Here is a 20,508-nt window from a genome sequence, read left to right as displayed (position 1 = left end):
GGTGACGGTGTGAAGGAAGTCGCGGATTCTGACCGGCACCCCCGGCACCGCGCTGACGACCGCCCGTTCGGCCTCACCTCGCCACATTCACCTCCAGCACGCTCCCCTCGCGCGCCTCGAACTCGCGGATCCGGGCGATCAGCGAGGCGGTCAGCTTGTGGCCGGCCGTCAGCATCAGCAGGCCGCGGCCGGAGATCAGGTCCTGCGACAGCACCATGCCGGGCTCCAGCGCGGCCGTCAGCAGCGGCGGCACGCGCACGGCGGGCGGGGCGGGTTCGGTCAGGTGCAGGAAGACGTCGAGCACCTCGGGGTCGAACTGGCTGCCGCGGGCGCGGCGCATCACGGTGCGGGCTTCGAGCGGGTTCAGGCGGGCCTCGGCGAGGTGGCCGTTCTGCAGGTCGTCGTAGGCGTCGGCGACGGCCAGGATGCGCGCACCGATCGGGATCGCCGTGCCGGCCAGCTTGTCCGGGAAGCCGTTGCCGTCGTGGCGTTCGTGGTGCGAACGGATGATCGGCACCAGCTGCTGCAGGTCGTCCAGCGCCATCAGCGACTGTTCGGCCAGCACCGGATGGCGGCGGTAGGCGGCCAGTTCGGTGTCGTCGTAGCGGGCCAGCGGACGGCCCAGCATCTCGTCGCCCAGGCCGATCTGGCCGATGTCGTGCAGCAGGCCGGCGACGAAGATGTCGAGCACCTCCGGCTCGGGCAGGCCCATCTTGCGGGCGATGTCGCGCGCCATCTCGGCAACGCGGCGGCCGTGGCCGGCGAACTGCGCGCCACGCAGTTCCAGCAGGCTGGAGAAGACCTTGATCGACTTCAGGTAGTTGCGCCGCAGCTTGTCGTTGGCCTCGGCCAGCTCGGCGGTGCGGGCCTGCACACGCGCTTCCAGCTCGCCGTTGAGCACCTTCAGCTCGTCGTTCTGGGCCAGCGTCAGCGCCTCCAGCCGGTCACGTTCGCGCTGCAGGGCGAGCCGCTCCAGGCCTTCGCGGACGGCGCCCAGCAGCTCGGGCTCGTCCCAGGGCTTGTGGACGTAGCGCAGCACCTGGCCGCGGTTGATTGCCGCCACCGTCGAGGCCATGTCGGCATGGCCGGTCAGCAGGATGCGCACGACCAGCGGCCAGCGCGCGCGCACGGCTTCGAGCAGCTGCGCGCCGTCCATGCCGGGCATGCGCATGTCGGAGATCACCACGTCGACGGGCATCTGGCCGAGGATCTCCAGCGCCGCCTCGCCACCCGGCGCGGTCAGCACCTGGTGACCGGCCGCGCGCAGCACGCGCTTGAGCGCGGCGAGGATGTTGGTCTCGTCGTCGACGCACAGGACGGTGGACGGCGCCGTGCCGACGTCCGGCTGGTTCATGCCATCACCCCGGCCGAACGGCGCACCGGCAGGACGATGTGGAAGCGCGTGCCGGCGCCGACCTGGCTGTCGACCGTCAGGCGGCCGCCGTGTTTCTGCACGATGCCGTAGGACAGCGACAGGCCCAGGCCGGTGCCGTGGCCGACCGGCTTGGTCGTGAAGAAGGGGTCGAAGATGCGCTGCAGGTTCTCGGGCGGGATGCCGCAGCCGTCGTCCTCGATCTGGATCCAGACCGTGCCGCCGTCGGGCCCGTCGTCGTGGCCGGTGCGGATCGTGATCGTGCCGCGGGCCTTGTCGATCGCGTGGGCGGCGTTGACCAGCAGGTTCATGAAGACCTGGTTGATCTCCGAGGCCAGGCACTGCACGTCGGGCATCGAGCCGTACTCGCGCACCACGTCGGCCTTGTACTTGATCTCGTTGTTGACGATGTTGAGGGTCGAGTCCAGGCCCTTGCGCAGGTCCGACCACTCCCATTCCTGGCGGGCGTCGACGCGCGAGAAGTCCTTCAGGTCCTGCACGATCTTGCGCACCCGCGTCAGGCCTTCGAGCGACTCGTTCATCAGCGCCGGCACGTCTTCCTTGAGGTAGTCCAGGTCGATCGAGCGGCGCAGCCCGGCCAGCGTCGTGGCGGCGGGCGTGCCGGCCAGCAGCGGCTCGGCCTGCTCGTAGGCATCGAGCATGCTGAACAGGTCGGCCAGCACCTTCTGCAAGGTGCCGAAGTTCGAGAACACGTAGCCGACCGGGTTGTTGATCTCGTGCGCGACCCCGGCGGCGAGCTGGCCGATCGAGGCCAGGCGCTCGGACTGGGTCAGCTGGTCACGGGTGGTCTGCAGCTGGCGGTTGACCTGGTGCAGCGAGTCGTTGCTGCGCATCAGGTTGTCGACCTGCTCGGCGTACGGGCACTTCTGGCAGCGCATGGCCGACTCGAGCATGGCGCTCACGCGGGCGACGCCGTCGGTCGGGTTGGAGGGGTCGGAGATCGAGGCGGCGTTCATGGCGGCATTCATGGCGGTGGCTCGGGGTCGAGCGGCAGGAGCGTGGGGATCGGTCGGGCGCGGGACTCAGCCCAGCAGCGAGCGCGAGAGGGCGCGCACGCCGGTCTCGACGTCGTGGAACAGGGCATGGGCCTCGTCGGCGCCCAGCGCGACACGGCGCCAGGTCGCGGCGGCCACCTCGGGCACGGCGGCGTCCGGGTCACCTTCGAGGTCCAGCGCGTGGGCCAGCGCGTCGGCCATGTGGACCAGGTCGGCCAGCGAGACCGCACCGTCGCCGGGCGCCGGGTCGTGGTGGCTGCCGATCGCCTGGATCACCTCGGGCGGGAAGTGCCAGTGGCGCGCCACCATCGCGCCCACCTCGGCATGGTCGAGGCCCAGCAGCGCACGTTCGAACGGCAGCGCGCCGGCGTCCTCGGCAGTGGCGGCGGCGCGCACCGCCAGCAGGGCCTCGGCGTGATGGGCGCGCAGCACCAGCTGACCGATGTCGTGCAGCAGCCCGGCGGTGAAGGCGACGTCCTGATCGGGCGTGCGCCGGCGCGCCAGGATCTGCGCGGCCAGCGCGCTGGCCAGCGCATGGCGCCAGAAGCGGCCGATCGCGTCGGCCGCTCCGGGGCCGCTGGCGATGTCGCTGCGGCCGATCGAGTCGGCCACGCTGGCCGCCGCGAGCATCGTGCCGATCGCGCGCCGACCCAGCAGCAGCACGGCATCGCGGATGGTCGCGACGCGGCCGGAGACGCCGTAGAAGGCCGAGTTCGCCAGCCGCAGCGTGCGCGCGGTCATCGCCGTGTCCAGCGAGATGCGTTGGGCGCAGTCCTGGTTGCTGGCGGTCTCGCTGCGCAGCAGCGCCAGCGCCTGCAGCACCGCCTGCGGCAGCGCCGGCAGCTGGCCGACGCGGCGGGCGACGTGTTCGGGGTTGAGGCGCCACGGGCCGTTGTCGTCGCTGGCGACCGGGCGGGCGGGTGTCGGGCGTGACGTGTCGCTTGAGGTGTCGCGTGAGGTGTCGCGGGATGGCGCCTCCAGCCCGCCGAAGCCGGTCTCCGGATCGTGTTCGCGGTACAGGCCGATCAGCCGCTGCAGCGGGTGCACCTCGCCGGCGCGGGCGCTGCGGCGGAACAGGTGCCGGGTCCGGTCGCTCGGCCGGGTCGAGGGTGTGGCGGGTTCTGCGGCGATCAAGGTTGAAGCTCCATCGGGTCGGCGGCCTGTGGCGGCAAGAGGCCGGCGGGCTGGCCGTCCTCGGGCCAGAACAGGACCGCGCGCGGTGGCAGTTCGGGGTCTTGCCCGTGGCGGCGAACCGGGCTGACGATCAGGCGGAAGTCGCGTCCGTCGAGCCGCAGCGGGCGCGACTGGCCCGCTGCCAGGCTGGGGTCGTGCAGGTCCTGCAGTTCGGGCAGGACCTCGGCCAGATCGAGGCCCAGCGGCAGGCCGCGGCCGTGCAGCAGCCCTTCGGCAGCGCCATTGGCATAGGCCACCAGGCCGTCCGGATCGACCCCCAGCAGGGCCACCGGCAGTTCGTCGAGGACGTCGCGCAGGCCGTCGGCGCTGGCGGCCATCAGCTCGGTGCGGGCGCGCTGCTGGCCCAGCAGGGCGCCCAGGCGTTCGTTGAGCGTGGCCAGGTCGGCATTGGCGGTCTCGACCTGCTGCGCCAAGCGGCGGTTCTCGTCGGCCAGCTCCTTCTGCCGGAAGGCCTCGGCGACATGCGAGCGCAGCCGCTGGTCGTCCCACGGCTTGGTCAGGAACTTGTAGATCGCGCCCTCGTTGACCGCGTCGATGATCGACTGCAGCTCGGTGAAGCCCGACAGCACCAGCCGCACGGTCGACGGGTAGAGCGCGCGGGCGCGGTGCAGGAACTCGACGCCGGTCATGCCGGGCATGCGCTGGTCCGAGACGATCACGTCGATCGGCTGTTCGGCCAGCCGCTGCAGGCCCTCGGCCGCGCTGGTCGCCGTGACGATGCGGTAGCCGTCGTGGCGCAGCAGGCGCTTGAGCGAGGCCAGGATGTTGGGCTCGTCGTCGACCAGCAGCAGCGTGCGTTCGCGCTCCAGCCGCTTGACGAAGGGTTCGGGCAGGCGCCGGCCGGAGCGCACCAGCGCCTCGAACGCGACCGGGTCCAGCGGCCGGCTGAACCAGTAGCCCTGGATCAGGTCGCAGCCGTGCGAGGCCAGCAGCGCCAGCTGCCCTTCGGTCTCGACACCCTCGGCCAGCACGCGCATCTGCAGCCCGTGGGCCATGTGGATGATGGCCCGCGTGACCGACACCCGCTGCGTTGCCGCCGTCACGTCGTGGACGAAGGAGCGGTCGACCTTGAGCACGTCGATCGGCAGGCGGCTCAGGCTGTTGAGGCTGGAGTAGCCGGTGCCGAAGTCGTCCAGCGCGATCTCCACGCCCAGCGCCTTGATCGCGTGCAGCGCGCTGGTGGCGCCGTCGAGGTCGTGCAGCAGCGTGCTCTCGGTCAGCTCGACGGCCAGCAGCTCGGGCGTCGCGCCGGTCTCCTCCAGCACGCTCTGGACATGACGGGCGAAGTCGGGCCGCTGCAGCTGGATCGGCGACAGGTTGACCGAGATGCGCAGCGCCGGCATGCCGGCGCGGCGCCAGACCACGATCTGCTCGCAGGCGCGCCGCAGCACCCAGTCGCCGATCGAGCCGATCAGGCCGGAACGTTCGGCGATCGGGATGAACTCGGCCGGCGAGACGACGCCGAGCTGCGCCGAATTCCAGCGCAGCAGCGCCTCGGCGCCGCAGACGGTGCCGCCGCCCAGCTCGACCTGGGGCTGGTAGACGAGGCTCAGCTCGTCCTGCTCGATGGCGTGGCGCAGGGCCGACTCGACGTGCATGTCGCGCCGCGCCCGGTCCGCCACGGCCTGGTGGAAACGGGCGACGCCGGTGCCGCCGGTCAGGTCCAGCCGGGCGGCCTGGGCCGACTCGATCAGGCCGGCCGGGCTGTCGGCGTCGGACGGGAAGGTGGCGATGCCGATGCCGACCTGCGGGTAGACCTCGGTGCTGCCCAGCCGGACAGAGGCGCGCAGGCAGTTCAGCAGCGATTCGGCCTGTTCGCGCACCCGGGCTTCGGCGCGGCTGGCATCGGCCGGATCGGCGGGCTGGGTGGCGAAGGCCGGGGTGCCGGTCGCCGGCATCTCGATCAGCCAGGCAAATTCGGTGTCGCCGATGCGGGCGATCTCGGCGCCTTCGCCGCAGTGTTCCTTCAGCCGGGCGGCCAGTGCCATCGCCAGCGTGTCACCGGCGCCGTAGCCCATGCCGGCCTTGATCTCGGCGATGCGCGGCACCTCGATCGCCAGCAGCGCCAGATCGCTGCCGCTCCAGCGCGCCGCATGCAGCGCGGCATCGATGTGGTCGAGCAGCGCGGCGCGGTTCGCCAGGCCGGTGATCTCGTCGTGGTGGGCCAGGTGCTGGATGCGCTGCTCGGCCTCGCGCTGCGCCGTCAGGTCATGCAGCAGGGCGACGCCGTGGGTGGCGTCGCGCACGCCCCGGTGCAGCACGACCAGGCGGCTGCCGTCGCGGCAGATCACGCGGTGCTGGAACTCGAAGGGCTCGTTCAGCTCGGCGTTGCGCCAGATCCCGGCCACGTAGGCCCGCTCCTCGGCCGGTACCCAGGCCAGCGCATCGACCGCCATGAACTCCTGCGACTGACCGCAGTCGCGGGTGCAGCCCGGTGCCAGGTTCAGGCTGCGACAGGGGTTGATCGCCTGGTCGAGGCCGCGGCCGCCGCTGCCGTTGTCGTTCGCCACGACGTTGCCGAGCTCGACCGCCTCGCAATCGCCCAGCAACGTGCGCAGGCCCAGCGATGGCGTGATGCGGCCCGACGGCCATTCGACCTCGAACGAACCGGAGCGGCTCAGCGCCTCGGTGCGGGCCAGCATGCCGGCGTGCCAGGCGACCTGGCGCAAGGCTTCCTGAAGCGCCGCATCGGCCTTGGCGCGCGGCGCGGGCCCGCTGATCGGCACGGCGACTGGCCCCGGGCAGGGCGTTCGGCCGTCCGTTTCAGGCGTCGGTGGGGACGAAGGATCGCTGGGCATCGCGGTCAGCCTCGGCCCTGTCGGGCCTGGATGGAAGGGACGCCCCGATCCCGCGCAGCCTGGACTGCGCGGCATGAGGCGACGATCTTCCGAGACTAGTTCCGCGCTGCCGTCGCAATGGGCCGATAAGCGCCCTTGCGACGCGGCAGTTCAGCTGCCGTTGGTGGTGTTCAGCCGCGCGACTTGGGGCCGCGTTCGCCGGCTTCGGCGCGGGCCTGCGCCAGCAGTGCGTCGAACTGCGCCTCGGGCACGCCGCGCAGCACGCAGAAGTTGGCGCGTGTCAGCGAGGTGCTCTCCCACTCGCGCAGCAGACGGGCGCGATGGCGGCGTTCCGGGTCCTCGATGCGGGCCTCGGCGGCGTCAGGACGCTGCTCGGCGCGCGGGTCCGGGCGACGGTCCAGGCGCGGCCGGTCACCGGCCTGCTGTGACGGGCGGTTGCCGGGCCGGTCGTTCGGGCGGCGGTCGCCACGGCCTTCCGGGCGACCTTCGGGTCGACCTTCCGGACGGCCCTGCGGACGACCTTCCGGACGCGGACCCCGACCGTCGCGGCGCGGGGCATCGGCACGGGCACCTTCCGGACGGACGCCTTCCGGACGAGCGCCTTCCGGACGCGGCGGCCGGTCGCGGCGTTCGCCACGCGGTGCGCCTTCACGCGGTGCGCCATCACGCGGCGGGCGCGGGCCACGCGGCGGGCGGGCGGCGCCCGGGGCGGCCGGTGCGCCACCTTCGGGCGCGGCACCTTCGGCGGCAGGCGGGCGCGGACCGCGGCCACCGCGCGGCGGCTGTGCGCCACCCTCGGCGACGCGGCGTTCCTGGCGCAGCGCGCGGCGGCGGGCCAGCTCTTCCAGCGCGATCTGGCGGTGCTCGTCGCTGATCTCGCCGGCCGGCTGGCCGTCCAGGTCGATCCGTTGCGGGGCGCGGCTCAGCGCGTTCAGGTAGGCCGTGCTGCCGGTCAGCCGGCGCAGGAAGGCCGACAGCACCGAGCGGCTGAAGACGCCCGGCGCACGCGCCTGGATGTCGGCCTGGATGCGCAGCTTCAGCGGCTTGGCCGGGCCGTCGAACAGCGCGGGGAACCGTTGCGCCAGTTCGCGGGCGCAGTCGGCGGGCGACAGGCCGGGCTTGGCGGGGTCGGCAGGTTCGGCAGGTTCGGCGGGATCGGCGGGATCGGCGGGTTCGGCGGGATCGGCGACCGCGTCGGCCACGGCTTCGACCTCGGTGGGCGCATCGGCGCTGGCCGCTGCAGGCGCTGCGGCCACGTCAGCCTCGGCGGGGAGCTGGGCCGGCGGGGCCTCGGTGGCAGCGGGTTGGGTCGGGTCTTGGGTCGGGTCGATGGACATGGCGCGGCGGCTCGGAAATGGCCGTTCGGCAGGAAACGAGGCCGCGATTGTCGGGCCAGCCGGGCCCGCGCGCCGCGTCAGGTGTCCAGCACCAGCCGAGCCTGCCCGGCCAGGCCCTGCGGACCGGCCTCGAAGGCCACCGTCAGCGCGGCCCGGTCGCGCGGATCGCGGATCGATCGGAACAGCCCGTCGCGCTCGTTGCCCGGGTCTCCGGCGACGTAGAGCTGGGTCGTCAGCAGCTCGCGCGCGCCGTCCTTGACCTTGACGTGGATGTGCGGCGTGCGGCCCGTGTAGGGCGCCGGCCTGAGCGTGCGGAAGCGCCAGCGCCCGTCACCGTCGGCGGTTGCGCGGCCCCAGCCCTGGAAGCCCGGATCGGCCCGGTCGCCGTCGCCCGGGTGGTGGTAATGGCCGTCGGCGTCGCACTGCCAGATCTCTACCGTCAGCCCGGCCAGCGGCCTGCCGCGCAGGTCGACCAGCCGGCCGTCGAGCTGCACCGGCTGACCGCGCCGGGGTGTCAGCGCGCCGTTGCGCATCAGGTCGGCATCGCCGTCGGCGGGCAAACGTACCGGGTAGAACGGACCTTCGGACTGCGACACGGTCGGCCGCAGCGGCGGCGTGTCCTGGGCCTTGGAGGTCAGCCACAGCGCCGGCATCGCCAGCAGCGCCAGGCCGGTGCCGAGGCGCAGGCCGTCGCGGCGCGCCGGCTGGTCGGGCGGGGTGCGCAGGTCGGGTGAGCTCATGCGGGGTCTCCTTCAGGTGGGATCAGCGCGCGCTGGCGGCTGGCCAGCCAGGCGCCGAACAGCAGCGTCGCGGCCGACACGGCCAGGCCGCGCATCAGCCCGGCGACGCCGCCGCCGGCCGCGTCCGCGACCTTGCCGGTCAGGCCGGGCCCGACGATCTGCCCGGCCGCGAACAGGATGGTGAAGGCGCTGATGCCGGCCGGCCAGGCGGCGGGCGGCAGGTTGTGGCGCACGAAGGCGGTGGTCGATGCGACGACGCTCAGGAACACCGCGCCGAACAGCAGCCCCGACAGCCAGACCAGCAGCGACGCCCCGCCGGCCCAGGCCGCCAGCACCGGCAGCGCGGTGGCCACGCCGAGCAGGCCGTTGAGCCGCGCCAGCGGCTGGCCGTCGCGGTGGCGCTGCAGCAATCCCGCCCAGAGCCAGGACGAGGCGCACACGCCGGCGCCCAGCAGGCTGTAGAAGGCCACGATCTCGCCCGTGCTGCGGCCCTGTTCGCGCAGCAGCGTGACGACGAAGGTCATGTAGCCGATGTAGCCCAGCCCGAACATCAGGTAGCCGGCCAGCAGCCAGCCCATCGGCCACCAGGCGGCGCTGGCGCGGGTCGTGGCCGCGCCGATGGCGGGCGGCGCGTGCAGGTGGCGGGTCAGCCGGGCCGTCAGCGCGGTGAACAGCGCGGCCAGCGCGCCCAGCAGCAGCCAGGCACCGGGCCAGCCGGTCCACGGCGGGGCGGGTTCGGCTCCGACCAGCGCCGGCACGCCCAGCGACGCCGCGATGATCCCCAGCCCGACGCCGCCGTAATACAGCCCCAGGATCAGCCCCGCATGGCGCGCCGACCCGCCCGCCGGCGCCGCCCCGGTCGCCAGCCGCGCGGCCAGCAACCCGCCACAGACGAAGCTCGACGCGCTGGCCGTGCCGCACAGGAAGCGCAGCACGAACAGCAGCGCGTCGCTGCGGGTCAGCGCATGGGCGGCCAACAGGGCGGCCGCCCCCCAGCCGCCCCACAGCAGCAGCGCCCGCGCGTCGTGCCGCACCAGCAGCCGCGGCATCAGCAGCGCACCGGCCAGATACCCGGCCGCATTGGCCGTGTTCATCGCCCCGGCCAGGAAATAGCTCCACCCCAGCTCCGCCCGCATCGCCGGCAACACCAGCCCGTAGGCAAACCGCGCGAGGCCCAGCGACACGGCAGCGGCGAGCGCCAGGCCGAGGGCGGTGAGCAGGTCGGCGGGGTGGGGCTCCGTGGGCCGGGGCGGAAGGGCGAGGGTGTCGGGCGGCATCGTCGGGGCAGTCTAGGCGTCGATGCCCGTTGGCGCCTCCGGATCGGCACGACTTCACGCCCGCCCCCTCCGCCGCGCCCCCGATCACCCCGCCCGGCACCCCCCCCAAGCATGGGGTGGCTAGAATCGCGCCCGTTTTCGAGGAGCGTTGCAAGGCCGGTCGACACCGATCCGCCCCAGGCTCGAAGACCCTTGAATGGCCAACGGCGCTCACCCGCTCGCACCTCCTGCGAGTCTCCTGGGTGAGTTGCATCGCGTCCGGTCCGCACCGGATGCGCGGCCCCTTCTTCCCCGCGAGACCGCAGCCTGCGACGGACCCACCGGAGTCTTTCGATGAACGCTGTTGTCAAACCCGTCCCCGCCGTCGACCACGTCGTCGCCGACCTGTCGCTGGCCGCCTGGGGCCGCAAGGAAATCAAGATCGCCGAGACCGAGATGCCCGGTCTGATGGCGATCCGCGAGGAGTTCGCCGCGAAGCAGCCGCTCAAGGGCGCGCGCGTCACCGGCTCGCTGCACATGACGATCCAGACCGCCGTGCTGGTCGAGACGCTGCAGGCGCTCGGCGCCGAGGTGCGCTGGGCCTCGTGCAACATCTTCAGCACCCAGGACCACGCCGCCGCCGCGCTGGTCGCCGAGGGCACGCCGGTGTTCGCCTACAAGGGCGAGACGCTGGTCGACTACTGGGACTACACCCACCGCATCTTCGACTTCGGCGCCGCCGGCACCCCCGGTGAAGGCCCGAACATGATCCTGGACGACGGCGGCGACGCCACGCTGCTGATGCACCTGGGCAAGCGCGCCGAGAAGGATCTGTCGGTGCTGGCCAACCCGGGCAGCGAGGAAGAGATCTGCCTGTTCAACGCCATCAAGGCCAAGCTCGCGGTCGATCCGACCTGGTACAGCCGCAAGTCGGCCGAGATCATCGGCGTGACCGAGGAGACCACCACCGGCGTGCATCGCCTGAAGGAGATGAGCGCCAAGGGCACGCTGATGTTCCGGGCCATCAACGTCAACGACTCGGTCACCAAGAGCAAGTTCGACAACCTCTACGGCTGCCGCGAGTCGCTGGTCGACGGCATCAAGCGCGCGACCGACGTGATGGTGGCCGGCAAGATCGCCGTCGTGGCCGGCTATGGCGACGTGGGCAAGGGTTCGGCGCAGGCACTGCGCGCGCTGTCCGCGCAGGTCTGGGTCACCGAGATCGACCCGATCAACGCGCTGCAGGCGGCGATGGAAGGCTATCGCGTCGTGACGATGGACGAGGCCTGCTCGATGGGCGACATCTTCGTGACGGCCACCGGCAACAAGAGCGTCATCACCTACGAGCACATGGCGCGCATGAAGGACCAGGCGATCGTCTGCAACATCGGCCACTTCGACAACGAGATCGACGTCGCGTCGATCGAGGCGAAGTGCCAGTGGGAGGAGATCAAGCCGCAGGTCGACCACGTCATCTTCCCGGACGGCAAGCGGATCATCCTGCTGGCCAAGGGCCGGCTGGTGAACCTGGGCTGCGGCACCGGCCACCCGAGCTTCGTGATGAGCTCGTCGTTCGCCAACCAGACCATCGCCCAGATCGAGCTGTTCACGCACAGCGACTTCTACGAGCAGGGCAAGGTCTACGTGCTGCCCAAGCACCTCGACGAGAAGGTCGCCCGCCTGCACCTGAAGAAGATCGGCGCCAAGCTGACCGAACTCAGCGACGAGCAGGCCGCCTACATCGGCGTGCCCAAGGTCGGCCCCTACAAGCCCGACACCTACCGCTACTGATCGGACCCCATGCGCATCGACCAACTCATCCTCCAGGCCGGACTGGCCCCCACCCGTTCGGCGGCCCAGCGGCTGATCGAGCGCAAGGCCGTGCGCTGGCTCGGCCCGAAGGGTTGGGTGTTGCCGTCGAAGGCCGGCGAGGACGTGCCGGCCGATGCGCAGGTCGAGGTCACCGACGACGCGGAGCTGCGCTTCGTCTCGCGCGGTGGCCTCAAGCTCGAAGGCGCGCTGGCCAAGTGCGGCATCAACGTGCAGGGCCGCCTGTGCCTGGACGTGGGCCAGAGCACCGGCGGCTTCACCGACCTGCTGCTGCAGCAGGGCGCCGTGAAGGTGGTCGGCATCGACGTCGGCCGCGACCAGCTTGCGGCCAAGCTCAAGGCCGATCCGCGCGTGGTCTGCTACGAGGGCGTCAATGCCCGCGACGTCGCCGGCAGCGCCTTCGCGCAGGACTGGCCGGCCGATGGCGCCGGGCGCTTCGGCTTCATCACCGCCGACGTGTCCTTCATCTCGCTGACCCACGTGCTGCCCACGCTGTTCGACCACCTCGCGCCGGACGGCGACCTGCTGGTGCTGGTCAAGCCGCAGTTCGAGCTGCAGCCGCACCAGATCGGCAAGGGCGGCATCGTGCGCGACAAGGCGCTGTTCCAGGACGTCGAGACCCGCGTGCGGCAATGCGCGCGCGACCGGCCGATGAAGGTCCACGCCTACTTCCAGAGCCCCATCACCGGCGGCAACGGCAACACCGAATTCTTCATGTGGGTGCGGCATCCGGCGGCCTGAGCCGGCCGCGCCGTCCACCCCTGATCCGTGATCCCCGATCCCGTGATCCCGTGATCCCTGACGACCCCTACTCGCAGAAGACAAGCCCATGACCGCCACGCACCAACCGTCGACCGGCCTGCCGCTGAGCCTGGAGTTCTTCCCGCCCAAGACGCCCGAGGGCGTGACCAAGCTCGCCACCGTGCGCCAGCAGCTGTATGCGCTCCAGCCGGTGTTCTGCTCGGTCACCTACGGCGCCGGCGGCTCGACCCAGGACGGCACGCTGCAGACCGTGCAGGCCATCCTCGACGAGGGCCACGACGGCGCCTCGCACTTCACCTGCATCGGCGCGACGCGTGACTCGGTGCGCGAGAAGCTGGCGCTGTTCAAGTCGATGGGCCTGACCCGCATCGTCGCGCTGCGCGGCGACCTGCCCAGCGGCTACGGCCCGTTCGGCGAGTTCCGCCATGCCAGCGACCTGGTCAGCTTCATCCGCGAGGAGACCGGCCAGCACTTCCATATCGAGGTCGCCGCCTACCCGGAGATGCACCCGCAGGCCAAGAGCCCGCAGGCCGACCTGCAGGCCTACGCGACCAAGGTGAAGGCGGGCGCGGACTCGGCCATCACGCAGTTCTTCTTCAACAGCGACGCCTACTTCCGCTTCGTCGATGACGCGGCCGCGCTGGGCGCCGACATCCCGGTGGTGCCGGGGATCATGCCGATCACCAACGCCAGCGGCATCCTGCGCTTCGCCGACGGCTGCGGCGCAGAGGTGCCGCGCTGGATCCGGCTGCGCCTGCAGAGCTACGGCGACGACGTCGAGAGCATCAAGGCCTTCGGCCTGGACGTGGTCACCGACCTGTGCGACCAGCTGCGCACCGCCGGCGCGCCGGGCCTGCACTTCTACACGATGAACGCCAGCGCGACGGTGCTGGAGATCGTGCGGCGGCTGAACGGCTAAGGGGAGCCCGGACGCCCCTCAGGCGTCCTTGTCCCAGATCGTGCCTTCCTCGGTCAGCATCGCATCGAGCGGCACGTCATGCGGCTCGGCCTCCAGCCACGGGATGAAGCCGTGCGAATAGCCGATGCCGGCCGTGTAGGGCATCGGGTCGAGCTTGGCCAGCGTGCGGTCGTAGAAGCCGCCGCCATAGCCCAGCCGGATGCCCTTCGGGCCGAAGCCGACGCAGGGCGCCAGCAGCAGCTGCGGGTGGAAAGCCTCGGTATCCTTGGGCTTGAGGATGCCGAAGGCGTCCTCCTCCATCGGGCAGCCGGGGTACCAGACGTGGAAGCGCAGCTCCTTGGTCTTGCGGTCCATCACCGGCAGGCCGATGCGGCGGTCGGCGTGGCCCTCGCTCCAGCGGTACAGCGCGGGCAGCGCGTCGAACTCGCCCTTGATCGCCCAGTAGGCGCCGATGGTCTTCTCGCGGCGCGTCAGCAGCCACACCATCAGGACTTCCTGCAGGTGCACCGAGCGCTGGTGGCGGTCGCTCATCCCCATGCGTTCGGCCTGCAGCTGCTTGCGCAGCGTGGCCTTGTCGCGGGGCGGTTCGGGCAGCTTGAACGGGGTCGTGGACATGCGGCGGGGCGCTCGGGGCGGCAGGTGCGGGACGGAATCCGGATTGTGCGGGCCCGACCGGGTCGGAACAATGAAGCCCGTCAGGAGCCCCGCATGTCCAACAGCCCCGATTTCGTGAACCACTGCCTCGAACTGCTCGAACCCTTGGGCAGCCTGCGCGTGCGGCGCTTCTTTGGCGGGCACGGCATCTATGTCGAGGACCTGTTCATCGCCATCGTCTACGACGAGCGGCTGTTCCTGAAGGTCGACGCCGAATCCCGCCCGGCCTTCGAGCGGGCCGCCTGCAGCCCCTTCGTCTACGTCGACAAGGACGGCCACAGCGGCACGCTGAGCTACTTCAGCCCGCCCGACGAGGCCATCGAGTCGCCGATGCTGATGCAGCCCTGGGCCCGGCTGGCACTGGCCGCCGCGCTGCGGGCACGGGCGGCGACGGCGTCGAAGGCATCGGCCAGGGCGGCGAAGAAGGTGGCGCGCCAGGTGGTCAGGAAGGTCGCCCGGAAGGTCGTCCGTCCGCCCACGTAGTGCCACGCCACCGGCCGGTCGGGCAGCCACGCGCCGGCCACGATGCGGTCGCCGCGACGCAGGGCCAGCCGGTCGCCGGGCGCCAGGATGTGGTCGTCCGGGTCGCCGTCGCGGGTCACCCAGAGCGGCCCGGCGTCGACCTGCAGGCAACCTTCGGCGGGCACCGTCCAGGGCCGGTCGGGCTGGCGGGATTGATGCGATCGGGGCATGAAGCGGTCGGTCATGGCGGACTCCTGTTGCGCTGACGATGGGCGTATCCTCGGGGCGTCAGGCCGTTCCGTCCAATGAGATCGAGCGGCCGGATTGTTGCGATCCATGCATGAGCTGACCGCTCCGGAACCTGCCCGATGAACCCGCGTTCCCGCCCCCTGTCGCTGACCTTCCTGCGCGCCTTCGAGGCGGTCGCCCGGCTGCTGAGCTTCCGGCTGGCCGGCGAGGAGCTGTTCCTGACCCAGTCGGCCATCAGCCGCCAGATCAAGGGGCTGGAGGACGAGCTCGGCGCGCAGCTGTTCGAGCGCGACACCCGCCAGGTCGCGCTGACCCAGGCCGGCGCGACGCTGCTGCGCGCAGTCCAGCCGATGCTGGAGCGGCTGGACGGCTCAGTGCGCCAGATCCGCAGCGCCAGCGCCCGGCCGCGCGTGGCCATCACCACCTTCGCGTCGTTCGCGACGCTGTGGCTGATCCCCCGGCTGGAGGCCTTCCAGCGCGCCCATCCGGCGCTGGACATCCGCATCGCCGCGACCGACACGCTCGACGACCTGGAAGGCCGCGAGATCGACCTCGCGCTGCGCTACGGCCGCGATGCCGACCGGCCGGCCGAGGCCACCACGCTGTTCGGCGACGTGCTGGCGCCGATCGTCAGCCCGTGGCTGCTCGACCGGGCCCGGCGCGGCGAGGCCCCGGCGCTGCGCCAGCCGGCCGACCTGGGCGGCCACACGCTGCTGGAGATCGACGACCCGCCGGCGACACCCAGCACCGCCTGGCGCGGCTGGCATCACTGGCTCGGCCGGCGCGGGCTGGGCACGCTGCAGCCGCGCAACTGGCTGTCCTTCAACTACGACCACCAGCGCGTCCAGGCGGCCCAGGCCGGCCAGGGCGTGGTGCTGGGCCGCCTGCCGCTGATCGCCGATGCGCTGGCGCGCGGCGAGCTGGTCGAACCCTTCGATGCGGCGGCGCGCGAACCGGTGCCCTGCAGCTACTGGCTGCTGGTCGCGCCGGCCTCGGGCGAACGGCCGGAGGTCCGCCAGCTGCGCGACTGGCTGCTGGCGCAGGCGGCCGACGTGCGGGCGCGGGTGCCCGGCGCCTGAGCAGGACAAGCCGATGAGCCCCCGTCCACGTTCTCACGCCCGCAGGCCGGCGCGACAACCCCGCTGCAGCCACGCACCGGTCGCTGCGCTACAAACCCGGCTGACGCCTTCGTGGCACCGCTTCGTCAACTGCCCCGGACCCGGGGCCGCCTGAGGACTCTCCTTGACCCGCATCACCGGCCGCCGCGCCGCGTTCCCGATCTCGCTGGCCGGCGCCGTCCTGGCGCTGGCGCTCCCGTGTCTGCCGTTGCAGGCCCAGCCGGCCCAGCCGGCCGCTCCGTCATCCGCCAGCACCCCGAACCCCGCAGCGCCCGCCGCCGCAGCCGGTGCGGCCGGCGTCGTGACGACGGCGCATCCGCTCGACGGCCGTTTCCTCGACGCCCGCGAGGCCCTGCGCAAGCGCGACCGCGCGCGGCTGGCCGCGCTGCGCGACGAGCTGACCGCCGGTCGTCACCCGCTCGCGATCTGGGTCGACTACTGGGAAATCGGGCTGCGCCTGGGTGAGGTCGGGCAGGCCGACCTGGACGCCTTCTACGCCCGCTGGCCCGGCAGCTACCTGGAAGACCGCTTGCGCAACGACTGGCTGCTCGAACTCGGGCTGCGGCGCGACTGGCGCGGCTTCGCGGCCGAACAGCCGCGCTTCAAGCTGGCCGATGACCGCCAGGTCGACTGCTACCAGCAGGTCGTGCGCCACCTGGCCGGCGAGGACGTGCGCGCCACCGCCCGCAGCCTGTGGCTGACCCAGCGCGAGCCCTTGCCCGGCTGCGCGCTGATGGCCTCGACGCTGTTCGAGGCCCGTCGCCTGGGCAGCGCCGACGCCTGGGCCAAGGCGCGCCTGAGCGCCGAGGCCGGCCGGCGCGTGCTGGCGCGCGAGGCCGTCGCGCTGATCGACGAGAAGCTGGTCGACAAGCCCGCCGCGCCGCTCAACGAGCTGTGGGAACAGCCGCAGCGCTACCTGCAGAAGAAGGCCGACGCCGGCACCCGCCAGGGCGCCGAACTGGTCGTGCTGGCGCTGGTGCGGCTGGCCACCACCGACCCGCAGACCGCCGCGACGCTGCTGGACGACCGCTGGCAGGCCGCGCTGGCGCCCGATGCCGCCGCCTGGACCTGGGCGGCCATCGCCAAGCAGGCGGCCTGGAAGGTCATGCCCGAGGCCGACGCCTGGTTCCAGCGCGCGCTGGCCGTGCCGCAGGCCCGCGATGTCGACTGGAGCGACGAGACGCTGGCCTGGCGGGCGCGCGTCGCGCTGCGGGCGACCGACGACGGCCGCTGGGCGCGCGTGCGCAGCGCCATCGACGCGATGAGCGCACCGGTCCAGGCCGAGCCGACCTGGGTCTACTGGAAGGCCCGCGCGCTGACCGCGCTGGCGGCGCCCGGCCCGGACGGCGACGGCCAGCGCACCGGCGCGTCGGTGCTGTTCGAGCGCATCGCCGGACACGTCAGCTTCTACGGCAAGCTGGCCAGCGAGGCGCTCGGCCGGACCCAGGCGCTGCCGCCTCGTCCGGCCCCGCCGACCGCCGAGGAGCGCCGCGCGGCCGACCAGAACCCGGGCCTGAACCGGGCGCTGGCGCTGCTGGCGCTGGGCCTGCGGCCCGAGGGCGTGCGCGAGTGGAACTACTCGGTCGTCGGCCTGGGCGACCGCGAGCTGCTGGCCGCCGCGCAGCGCGCCTGCGACCGCGAGGTCTGGGACCGCTGCATCCACACCAGCGAACGCACCCGCGCCGAGATCGACGTGGCGCAGCGCTTCCCGACGCCCTTCCGCGCCGACGTCGTCGCCGCCGCGCAGGAGCTGGGGGTCGACCCGGCCAACGTCTACGGCCTGATCCGGCAGGAGTCGCGCTTCATCCTGGACGCGAAATCCAGCGTGGGCGCGTCCGGCCTGATGCAGCTGATGCCCGCGACCGCGCGCTGGACCGCGCGCAAGCTGGGCCTGGACTTCAAGCCCGAGCAGATCACCGACCGCCAGGTCAACCTGCGCCTGGGCGTGGGCTACCTGAAGCTGGTGCTCGACGACGTCGAAGGTTCGCTGCCGATGGCCGCTGCCGCCTACAACGCCGGCCCGAGCCGGCTGCGCCGCTGGCGTGACGGCCCGCCGCTGGAGGTGGCCGCCTGGGCCGAGGGCATCCCCTTCAACGAGACCCGCGACTACGTCAAGAAGGTGCTGTCCAACGCCAGCTACTACGGTGCGCTGCTGGGCGGCAACAGCGTGGTGCCGCTGCGCACCCGGCTGGGCCCGCCGATCGCGCCCCGCCCGGCCACTGCGCCACCCGAGAACAAGGACCTGCCGTGACCGCTCTCCTGGCCTGCGCCCCGCCGCGCCGCATCCTCGTGCTGGGCGGCACCGGCTTCGTCGGCCGCTCCTTCGCCGCCGCCTGGCGCCAGTCCGGCATGGACGCGACCCTGGTCGTGCCGAGCCGCCGGCCGGCCCGCGCCAAGGCGCTGGCGATGCTGCCCAGCGTCGAGCTGCTGGCCGCCGACGTGCACGACCCGGCCGCGTTGCGCGGGCTGCTGGCCGGCTGCGACGCGGTGGTCAACCTGGTGGCCGTGCTGCACGGCGACGCGGCGCGTTTCGAGAAGGTCCACGTCGAGCTGCCGCGCCGCCTGCTGGCGGCCTGCGCCGAGACCGGCGTGCGGCGCGTGCTGCATGTCAGCGCGCTGGGGGTGCAGGACGGGCCGGGCGATCCGGCGGCGCTCGCGCCTTCCCTCTACCTGGCCAGCAAGACCCGCGGCGAGCGGCTGCTGCGCGAGGCCGAGGCGGCCGGCGCGATCGACCTGACGGTGCTGCGGCCGAGCGTCATCTTCGGCACCGGTGACCGCTTCATCAACCTGTTCGCCGCGCTGCAGGCGGTCGCGCCGGTGATGGCACTGGCCGGCGCGACGGCGCGCTTCCAGCCGGTCTGGGTCGAGGACGTGGCGCGCGCGATGGTCGTCGCGCTGCGCGAACCGGTCCGCAGCGTCGGGCGTGTCTTCGAGGCCGCCGGGCCCGAGGTGCTGACGCTGGCGCAACTGGTCCGCCGGGCCGGACGCTGGAGCGGCCGGCGCCGCCCGATCGTCGCCTTGCCCGACTGGGCCGGCCGCCTGCAGGCCGCCGCGCTGGGCCTGCTGCCCGGCGAGCCGCTGATGTCGGCCGACAACCTGGCGTCGATGCGGCTGCCCAACGTCGCCACCGGCACCCACCCCGGTCTGGCCGAACTGGGCCTGCGTCCGACCCGCATGGCCGACGTCATGGCGCCCCACCTGGCGCCCGGCCTGAGCCTGCCGGACCGGCTGCGCCGGCTCGCCGGGCGTTGATCCGTCACGCTGCGGCCGGCTCTGCCCGGCCGAACGGCGCAGACCCTGAATGCCGGCCCGGTCCGGGCACCCGACAATCCGCACGCCGCCGCATCCCGCTGCGGCGATGGACGCATCACGGGAGGACGGCACGATGCAGTGGCTGAAGCTGGTCAGGGGCGACGCGAGCGACGACTTTCCGCTGCTGCGCTGGTTCTCGCTCGTCAGCCTGCTGGCGGTCACGGTCGTCAGCGTGTCGATGGCGCTGGTGCTGGCGAGCTTCCTGGAGAACCGCCTGCTCGACCATGACGCCGAGCTGAGCCGCGACTTCGTGCAGAACATCGTCGAGACGCAGAACGTCGGCAACGACTTCCTGACCGGCGGCGACTCGGTGCGCAGCGCGGCCTTCGCCGAGTTCTTCCAGCACGTCGCGACGATGAACGACGTGCTGCGCTCGAACGTCTACGGCCTGGACCGGCGCGTGCTGTGGTCGAGCGACCCGGCGCTGATCGGGCGCTACTTCGACCGCAACGACGAGCTCGAGACCGCGCTGCGCGGCGAGCTGGTCTGGGAACGCGGCGTGGCCGAGCACGATGGTTCGCCGATGAAGGGCGAACACGTCCGGCTGGGCGGGGCGCACGCCAACTTCTTCGTCGAGAACTACCTGCCGGTGTTCCTGGGCGAAGGCGAGCTGCGCCGCCAGGTCGGCGTGGTCGAGCTCTACCGCGTGCCCAGCCACCTCAACGAGACGCTGCGCATGGGCACGGCGCTGGTCTGGATCTGCTCGCTGCTGGGCGGCACCGTGCTCTACCTGTCGACGCTCGGGCTGGTGCGCAAGGCCAGCGCGCTGATGCACGAACAGCGCCGCCGGCTGGTCGAGGCCGACGCGCTGGCGCTGGTCGGCGAGATCGCGGCGGCGACCGCGCACAGCATCCGCAACCCGCTGGCGTCGATCCGCTCGACCGCCGAGCTGCAGCGCGAGATCGGCGCGATGCCGCCCGAGATGTGCAACGAGACCATCGTCCACGTCGACCGCATCGAGCGCCTGGTGCGCACGCTGCTGACCTACACCCGCGACCCGGCCGAGGTGCTGGGCGAGGCCGACCCGGGCGAGATCCTGCGCGGCGCCGCCGAGCACTACCGGCCGGCCTTCGACGGCCAGAACAAGCACCTGGTGCTGGACTGGACCGGGCGCCTGCCGACCGTGCGCGGCGACGTCGTGCTGCTGCAGCAGGTGCTGAACTCCCTGCTGTCGAACGCGCTGGAGGCGAGCGGCCCGCAGGCCACCGTCACGGTGCGCGCCGACACGCAGGGCGACATGGTGCGCATCCAGGTCCAGGACCGCGGCGAAGGCATGCCGGCCGAGACGCTGGCCAACGTCTTCAAGCCCTTCTTCACGACCAAGCCGCGTGGCCTGGGCATGGGGCTGGCGCTGGTCAAGCGCGTGCTGGACCGGCTCGGCGGCTCGGTCCGCATCGACAGCCGGCCCGGCGACGGCACCACCGTGACGCTGCACCTGCCGGTTGCGCACGCGATTCCGGTCGAACCGCTCAAGCGGGCGTCGGCTTGA

16 protein-coding genes, 1 pseudogene and 1 riboswitch are annotated in these 20,508 nt (G+C 72.5%); of the genes and pseudogenes, 8 read left to right on the top strand and 9 right to left on the bottom strand.

Annotation, left to right across the window (positions count from 1 at the left end; translation table 11 throughout):
- Positions 1-73: 73 nt before the first annotated feature.
- From ACWA7K_RS16660 to ACWA7K_RS16630, 7 genes are all read right to left on the bottom strand, one after another.
- The gene (locus ACWA7K_RS16660; protein ID WP_456162521.1) at positions 74-1,354 is read right to left on the bottom strand and encodes an HD domain-containing phosphohydrolase; all 1,281 of its coding nucleotides are present in this window, start codon (positions 1,352-1,354) and stop codon (positions 74-76) included.
- Positions 1,351-2,361, bottom strand: a complete 1,011-nt coding sequence (locus tag ACWA7K_RS16655; RefSeq protein WP_456162520.1) for an ATP-binding protein — start codon at positions 2,359-2,361, stop codon at positions 1,351-1,353. The genes ACWA7K_RS16660 and ACWA7K_RS16655 overlap by 4 nt, the downstream gene beginning before the upstream one ends.
- A gap of 54 nt (positions 2,362-2,415) precedes the next feature.
- Positions 2,416-3,522, bottom strand: coding sequence for an HDOD domain-containing protein (locus ACWA7K_RS16650; protein ID WP_456162519.1), 1,107 nt, complete (start codon positions 3,520-3,522; stop codon positions 2,416-2,418).
- The gene (locus ACWA7K_RS16645; protein ID WP_456210200.1) at positions 3,519-6,308 is read right to left on the bottom strand and encodes an EAL domain-containing protein; all 2,790 of its coding nucleotides are present in this window, start codon (positions 6,306-6,308) and stop codon (positions 3,519-3,521) included. The genes ACWA7K_RS16650 and ACWA7K_RS16645 overlap by 4 nt, the downstream gene beginning before the upstream one ends.
- 242 nt (positions 6,309-6,550) lie before the next feature.
- Positions 6,551-7,717, bottom strand: a complete 1,167-nt coding sequence (locus ACWA7K_RS16640; protein WP_456162517.1) for a ProQ/FINO family protein — start codon at positions 7,715-7,717, stop codon at positions 6,551-6,553.
- A gap of 77 nt (positions 7,718-7,794) precedes the next feature.
- Complete coding sequence (locus ACWA7K_RS16635; protein WP_456162516.1) at positions 7,795-8,457, bottom strand: dioxygenase family protein; 663 nt, start codon at positions 8,455-8,457, stop codon at positions 7,795-7,797.
- Positions 8,454-9,734: a YbfB/YjiJ family MFS transporter gene (locus ACWA7K_RS16630; protein ID WP_456162515.1), complete on the bottom strand. Its 1,281-nt coding sequence runs from the start codon at positions 9,732-9,734 to the stop codon at positions 8,454-8,456. Before ACWA7K_RS16630 ends, ACWA7K_RS16635 begins: the two co-directional genes overlap by 4 nt.
- Before the next feature lie 134 nt (positions 9,735-9,868).
- A riboswitch (S-adenosyl-L-homocysteine riboswitch) is annotated at positions 9,869-9,953 on the top strand.
- A gap of 114 nt (positions 9,954-10,067) precedes the next feature.
- Between ACWA7K_RS16630 and ahcY the strand changes: the two genes are divergently transcribed.
- The 3 genes from ahcY to metF all read left to right on the top strand — a co-directional run bounded on the left by ahcY (position 10,068) and on the right by metF (position 13,224).
- Complete coding sequence (ahcY, locus tag ACWA7K_RS16625; RefSeq protein WP_456162514.1) at positions 10,068-11,504, top strand: adenosylhomocysteinase; 1,437 nt, start codon at positions 10,068-10,070, stop codon at positions 11,502-11,504.
- Positions 11,505-11,513: 9 nt separating this feature from the next.
- A complete protein-coding gene (locus ACWA7K_RS16620) occupies positions 11,514-12,284 on the top strand; it encodes a TlyA family RNA methyltransferase (protein WP_456162513.1) in 771 nt (256 codons plus the stop codon).
- Positions 12,285-12,372: 88 nt separating this feature from the next.
- Positions 12,373-13,224, top strand: a complete 852-nt coding sequence (gene metF / locus ACWA7K_RS16615; protein ID WP_456162512.1) for a methylenetetrahydrofolate reductase [NAD(P)H] — start codon at positions 12,373-12,375, stop codon at positions 13,222-13,224.
- An 18-nt stretch (positions 13,225-13,242) separates the two neighbouring features.
- On the opposite strand, the gene ACWA7K_RS16610 is transcribed toward metF, so the two are convergent.
- A complete protein-coding gene (locus tag ACWA7K_RS16610; protein ID WP_456162511.1) occupies positions 13,243-13,839 on the bottom strand; it encodes a 5-formyltetrahydrofolate cyclo-ligase in 597 nt (198 codons plus the stop codon).
- A 93-nt stretch (positions 13,840-13,932) separates the two neighbouring features.
- Here ACWA7K_RS16610 and ACWA7K_RS16605 point away from each other — a divergent pair, with 93 nt between their 5' ends.
- The gene (locus tag ACWA7K_RS16605) at positions 13,933-14,361 is read left to right on the top strand and encodes a TfoX/Sxy family protein (RefSeq protein ID WP_456162510.1); all 429 of its coding nucleotides are present in this window, start codon (positions 13,933-13,935) and stop codon (positions 14,359-14,361) included.
- 38 nt (positions 14,362-14,399) lie between these two features.
- On the opposite strand, the pseudogene ACWA7K_RS16600 reads toward ACWA7K_RS16605, so the two are convergent.
- Positions 14,400-14,570: pseudogene (locus ACWA7K_RS16600) on the bottom strand (DUF2917 domain-containing protein); the annotation flags it as partial.
- A 138-nt stretch (positions 14,571-14,708) separates the two neighbouring features.
- Here ACWA7K_RS16600 and ACWA7K_RS16595 point away from each other — a divergent pair.
- The 4 genes from ACWA7K_RS16595 to ACWA7K_RS16580 all read left to right on the top strand — a co-directional run bounded on the left by ACWA7K_RS16595 (position 14,709) and on the right by ACWA7K_RS16580 (position 20,508).
- On the top strand, positions 14,709-15,668 hold the full coding sequence (locus ACWA7K_RS16595; RefSeq protein WP_456162509.1) for a LysR substrate-binding domain-containing protein: 960 nt from the start codon (positions 14,709-14,711) through the stop codon (positions 15,666-15,668).
- Positions 15,669-15,915: 247 nt separating this feature from the next.
- Positions 15,916-17,958 carry a transglycosylase SLT domain-containing protein gene (locus ACWA7K_RS16590; protein WP_456168842.1) on the top strand — a complete coding sequence of 681 codons (2,043 nt, stop codon included), beginning with the start codon at positions 15,916-15,918 and terminating at the stop codon, positions 17,956-17,958.
- Complete coding sequence (locus ACWA7K_RS16585) at positions 17,955-18,959, top strand: complex I NDUFA9 subunit family protein (RefSeq protein ID WP_456162508.1); 1,005 nt, start codon at positions 17,955-17,957, stop codon at positions 18,957-18,959. Before ACWA7K_RS16590 ends, ACWA7K_RS16585 begins: the two co-directional genes overlap by 4 nt.
- Positions 18,960-19,065: 106 nt before the next feature.
- The gene (locus tag ACWA7K_RS16580) at positions 19,066-20,508 is read left to right on the top strand and encodes a sensor histidine kinase (RefSeq protein ID WP_456162507.1); all 1,443 of its coding nucleotides are present in this window, start codon (positions 19,066-19,068) and stop codon (positions 20,506-20,508) included.

The sequence above is a fragment of the Leptothrix mechoopdaensis (SeqCode) genome (assembly GCF_053893855.1).
This window is presented reverse-complemented; position numbering and strand designations above follow the sequence as displayed.

Coding starts and splice junctions, on each gene's coding strand:
- ACWA7K_RS16655 (WP_456162520.1), bottom strand. CDS start 2,361: ATGAATGCCGCCATGAACGCCGCCTCGATCTCCGACCCCTCCAACCCG.
- ACWA7K_RS16620 (WP_456162513.1), top strand. CDS start 11,514: ATGCGCATCGACCAACTCATCCTCCAGGCCGGACTGGCCCCCACCCGT.
- ACWA7K_RS16595 (WP_456162509.1), top strand. CDS start 14,709: ATGAACCCGCGTTCCCGCCCCCTGTCGCTGACCTTCCTGCGCGCCTTC.
- metF (WP_456162512.1), top strand. CDS start 12,373: ATGACCGCCACGCACCAACCGTCGACCGGCCTGCCGCTGAGCCTGGAG.
- ACWA7K_RS16660 (WP_456162521.1), bottom strand. CDS start 1,354: ATGAACCAGCCGGACGTCGGCACGGCGCCGTCCACCGTCCTGTGCGTC.
- ACWA7K_RS16610 (WP_456162511.1), bottom strand. CDS start 13,839: ATGTCCACGACCCCGTTCAAGCTGCCCGAACCGCCCCGCGACAAGGCC.
- ACWA7K_RS16635 (WP_456162516.1), bottom strand. CDS start 8,457: ATGAGCTCACCCGACCTGCGCACCCCGCCCGACCAGCCGGCGCGCCGC.
- ACWA7K_RS16580 (WP_456162507.1), top strand. CDS start 19,066: ATGGACGCATCACGGGAGGACGGCACGATGCAGTGGCTGAAGCTGGTC.
- ahcY (WP_456162514.1), top strand. CDS start 10,068: ATGAACGCTGTTGTCAAACCCGTCCCCGCCGTCGACCACGTCGTCGCC.
- ACWA7K_RS16640 (WP_456162517.1), bottom strand. CDS start 7,717: ATGTCCATCGACCCGACCCAAGACCCGACCCAACCCGCTGCCACCGAG.
- ACWA7K_RS16605 (WP_456162510.1), top strand. CDS start 13,933: ATGTCCAACAGCCCCGATTTCGTGAACCACTGCCTCGAACTGCTCGAA.
- ACWA7K_RS16630 (WP_456162515.1), bottom strand. CDS start 9,734: ATGCCGCCCGACACCCTCGCCCTTCCGCCCCGGCCCACGGAGCCCCAC.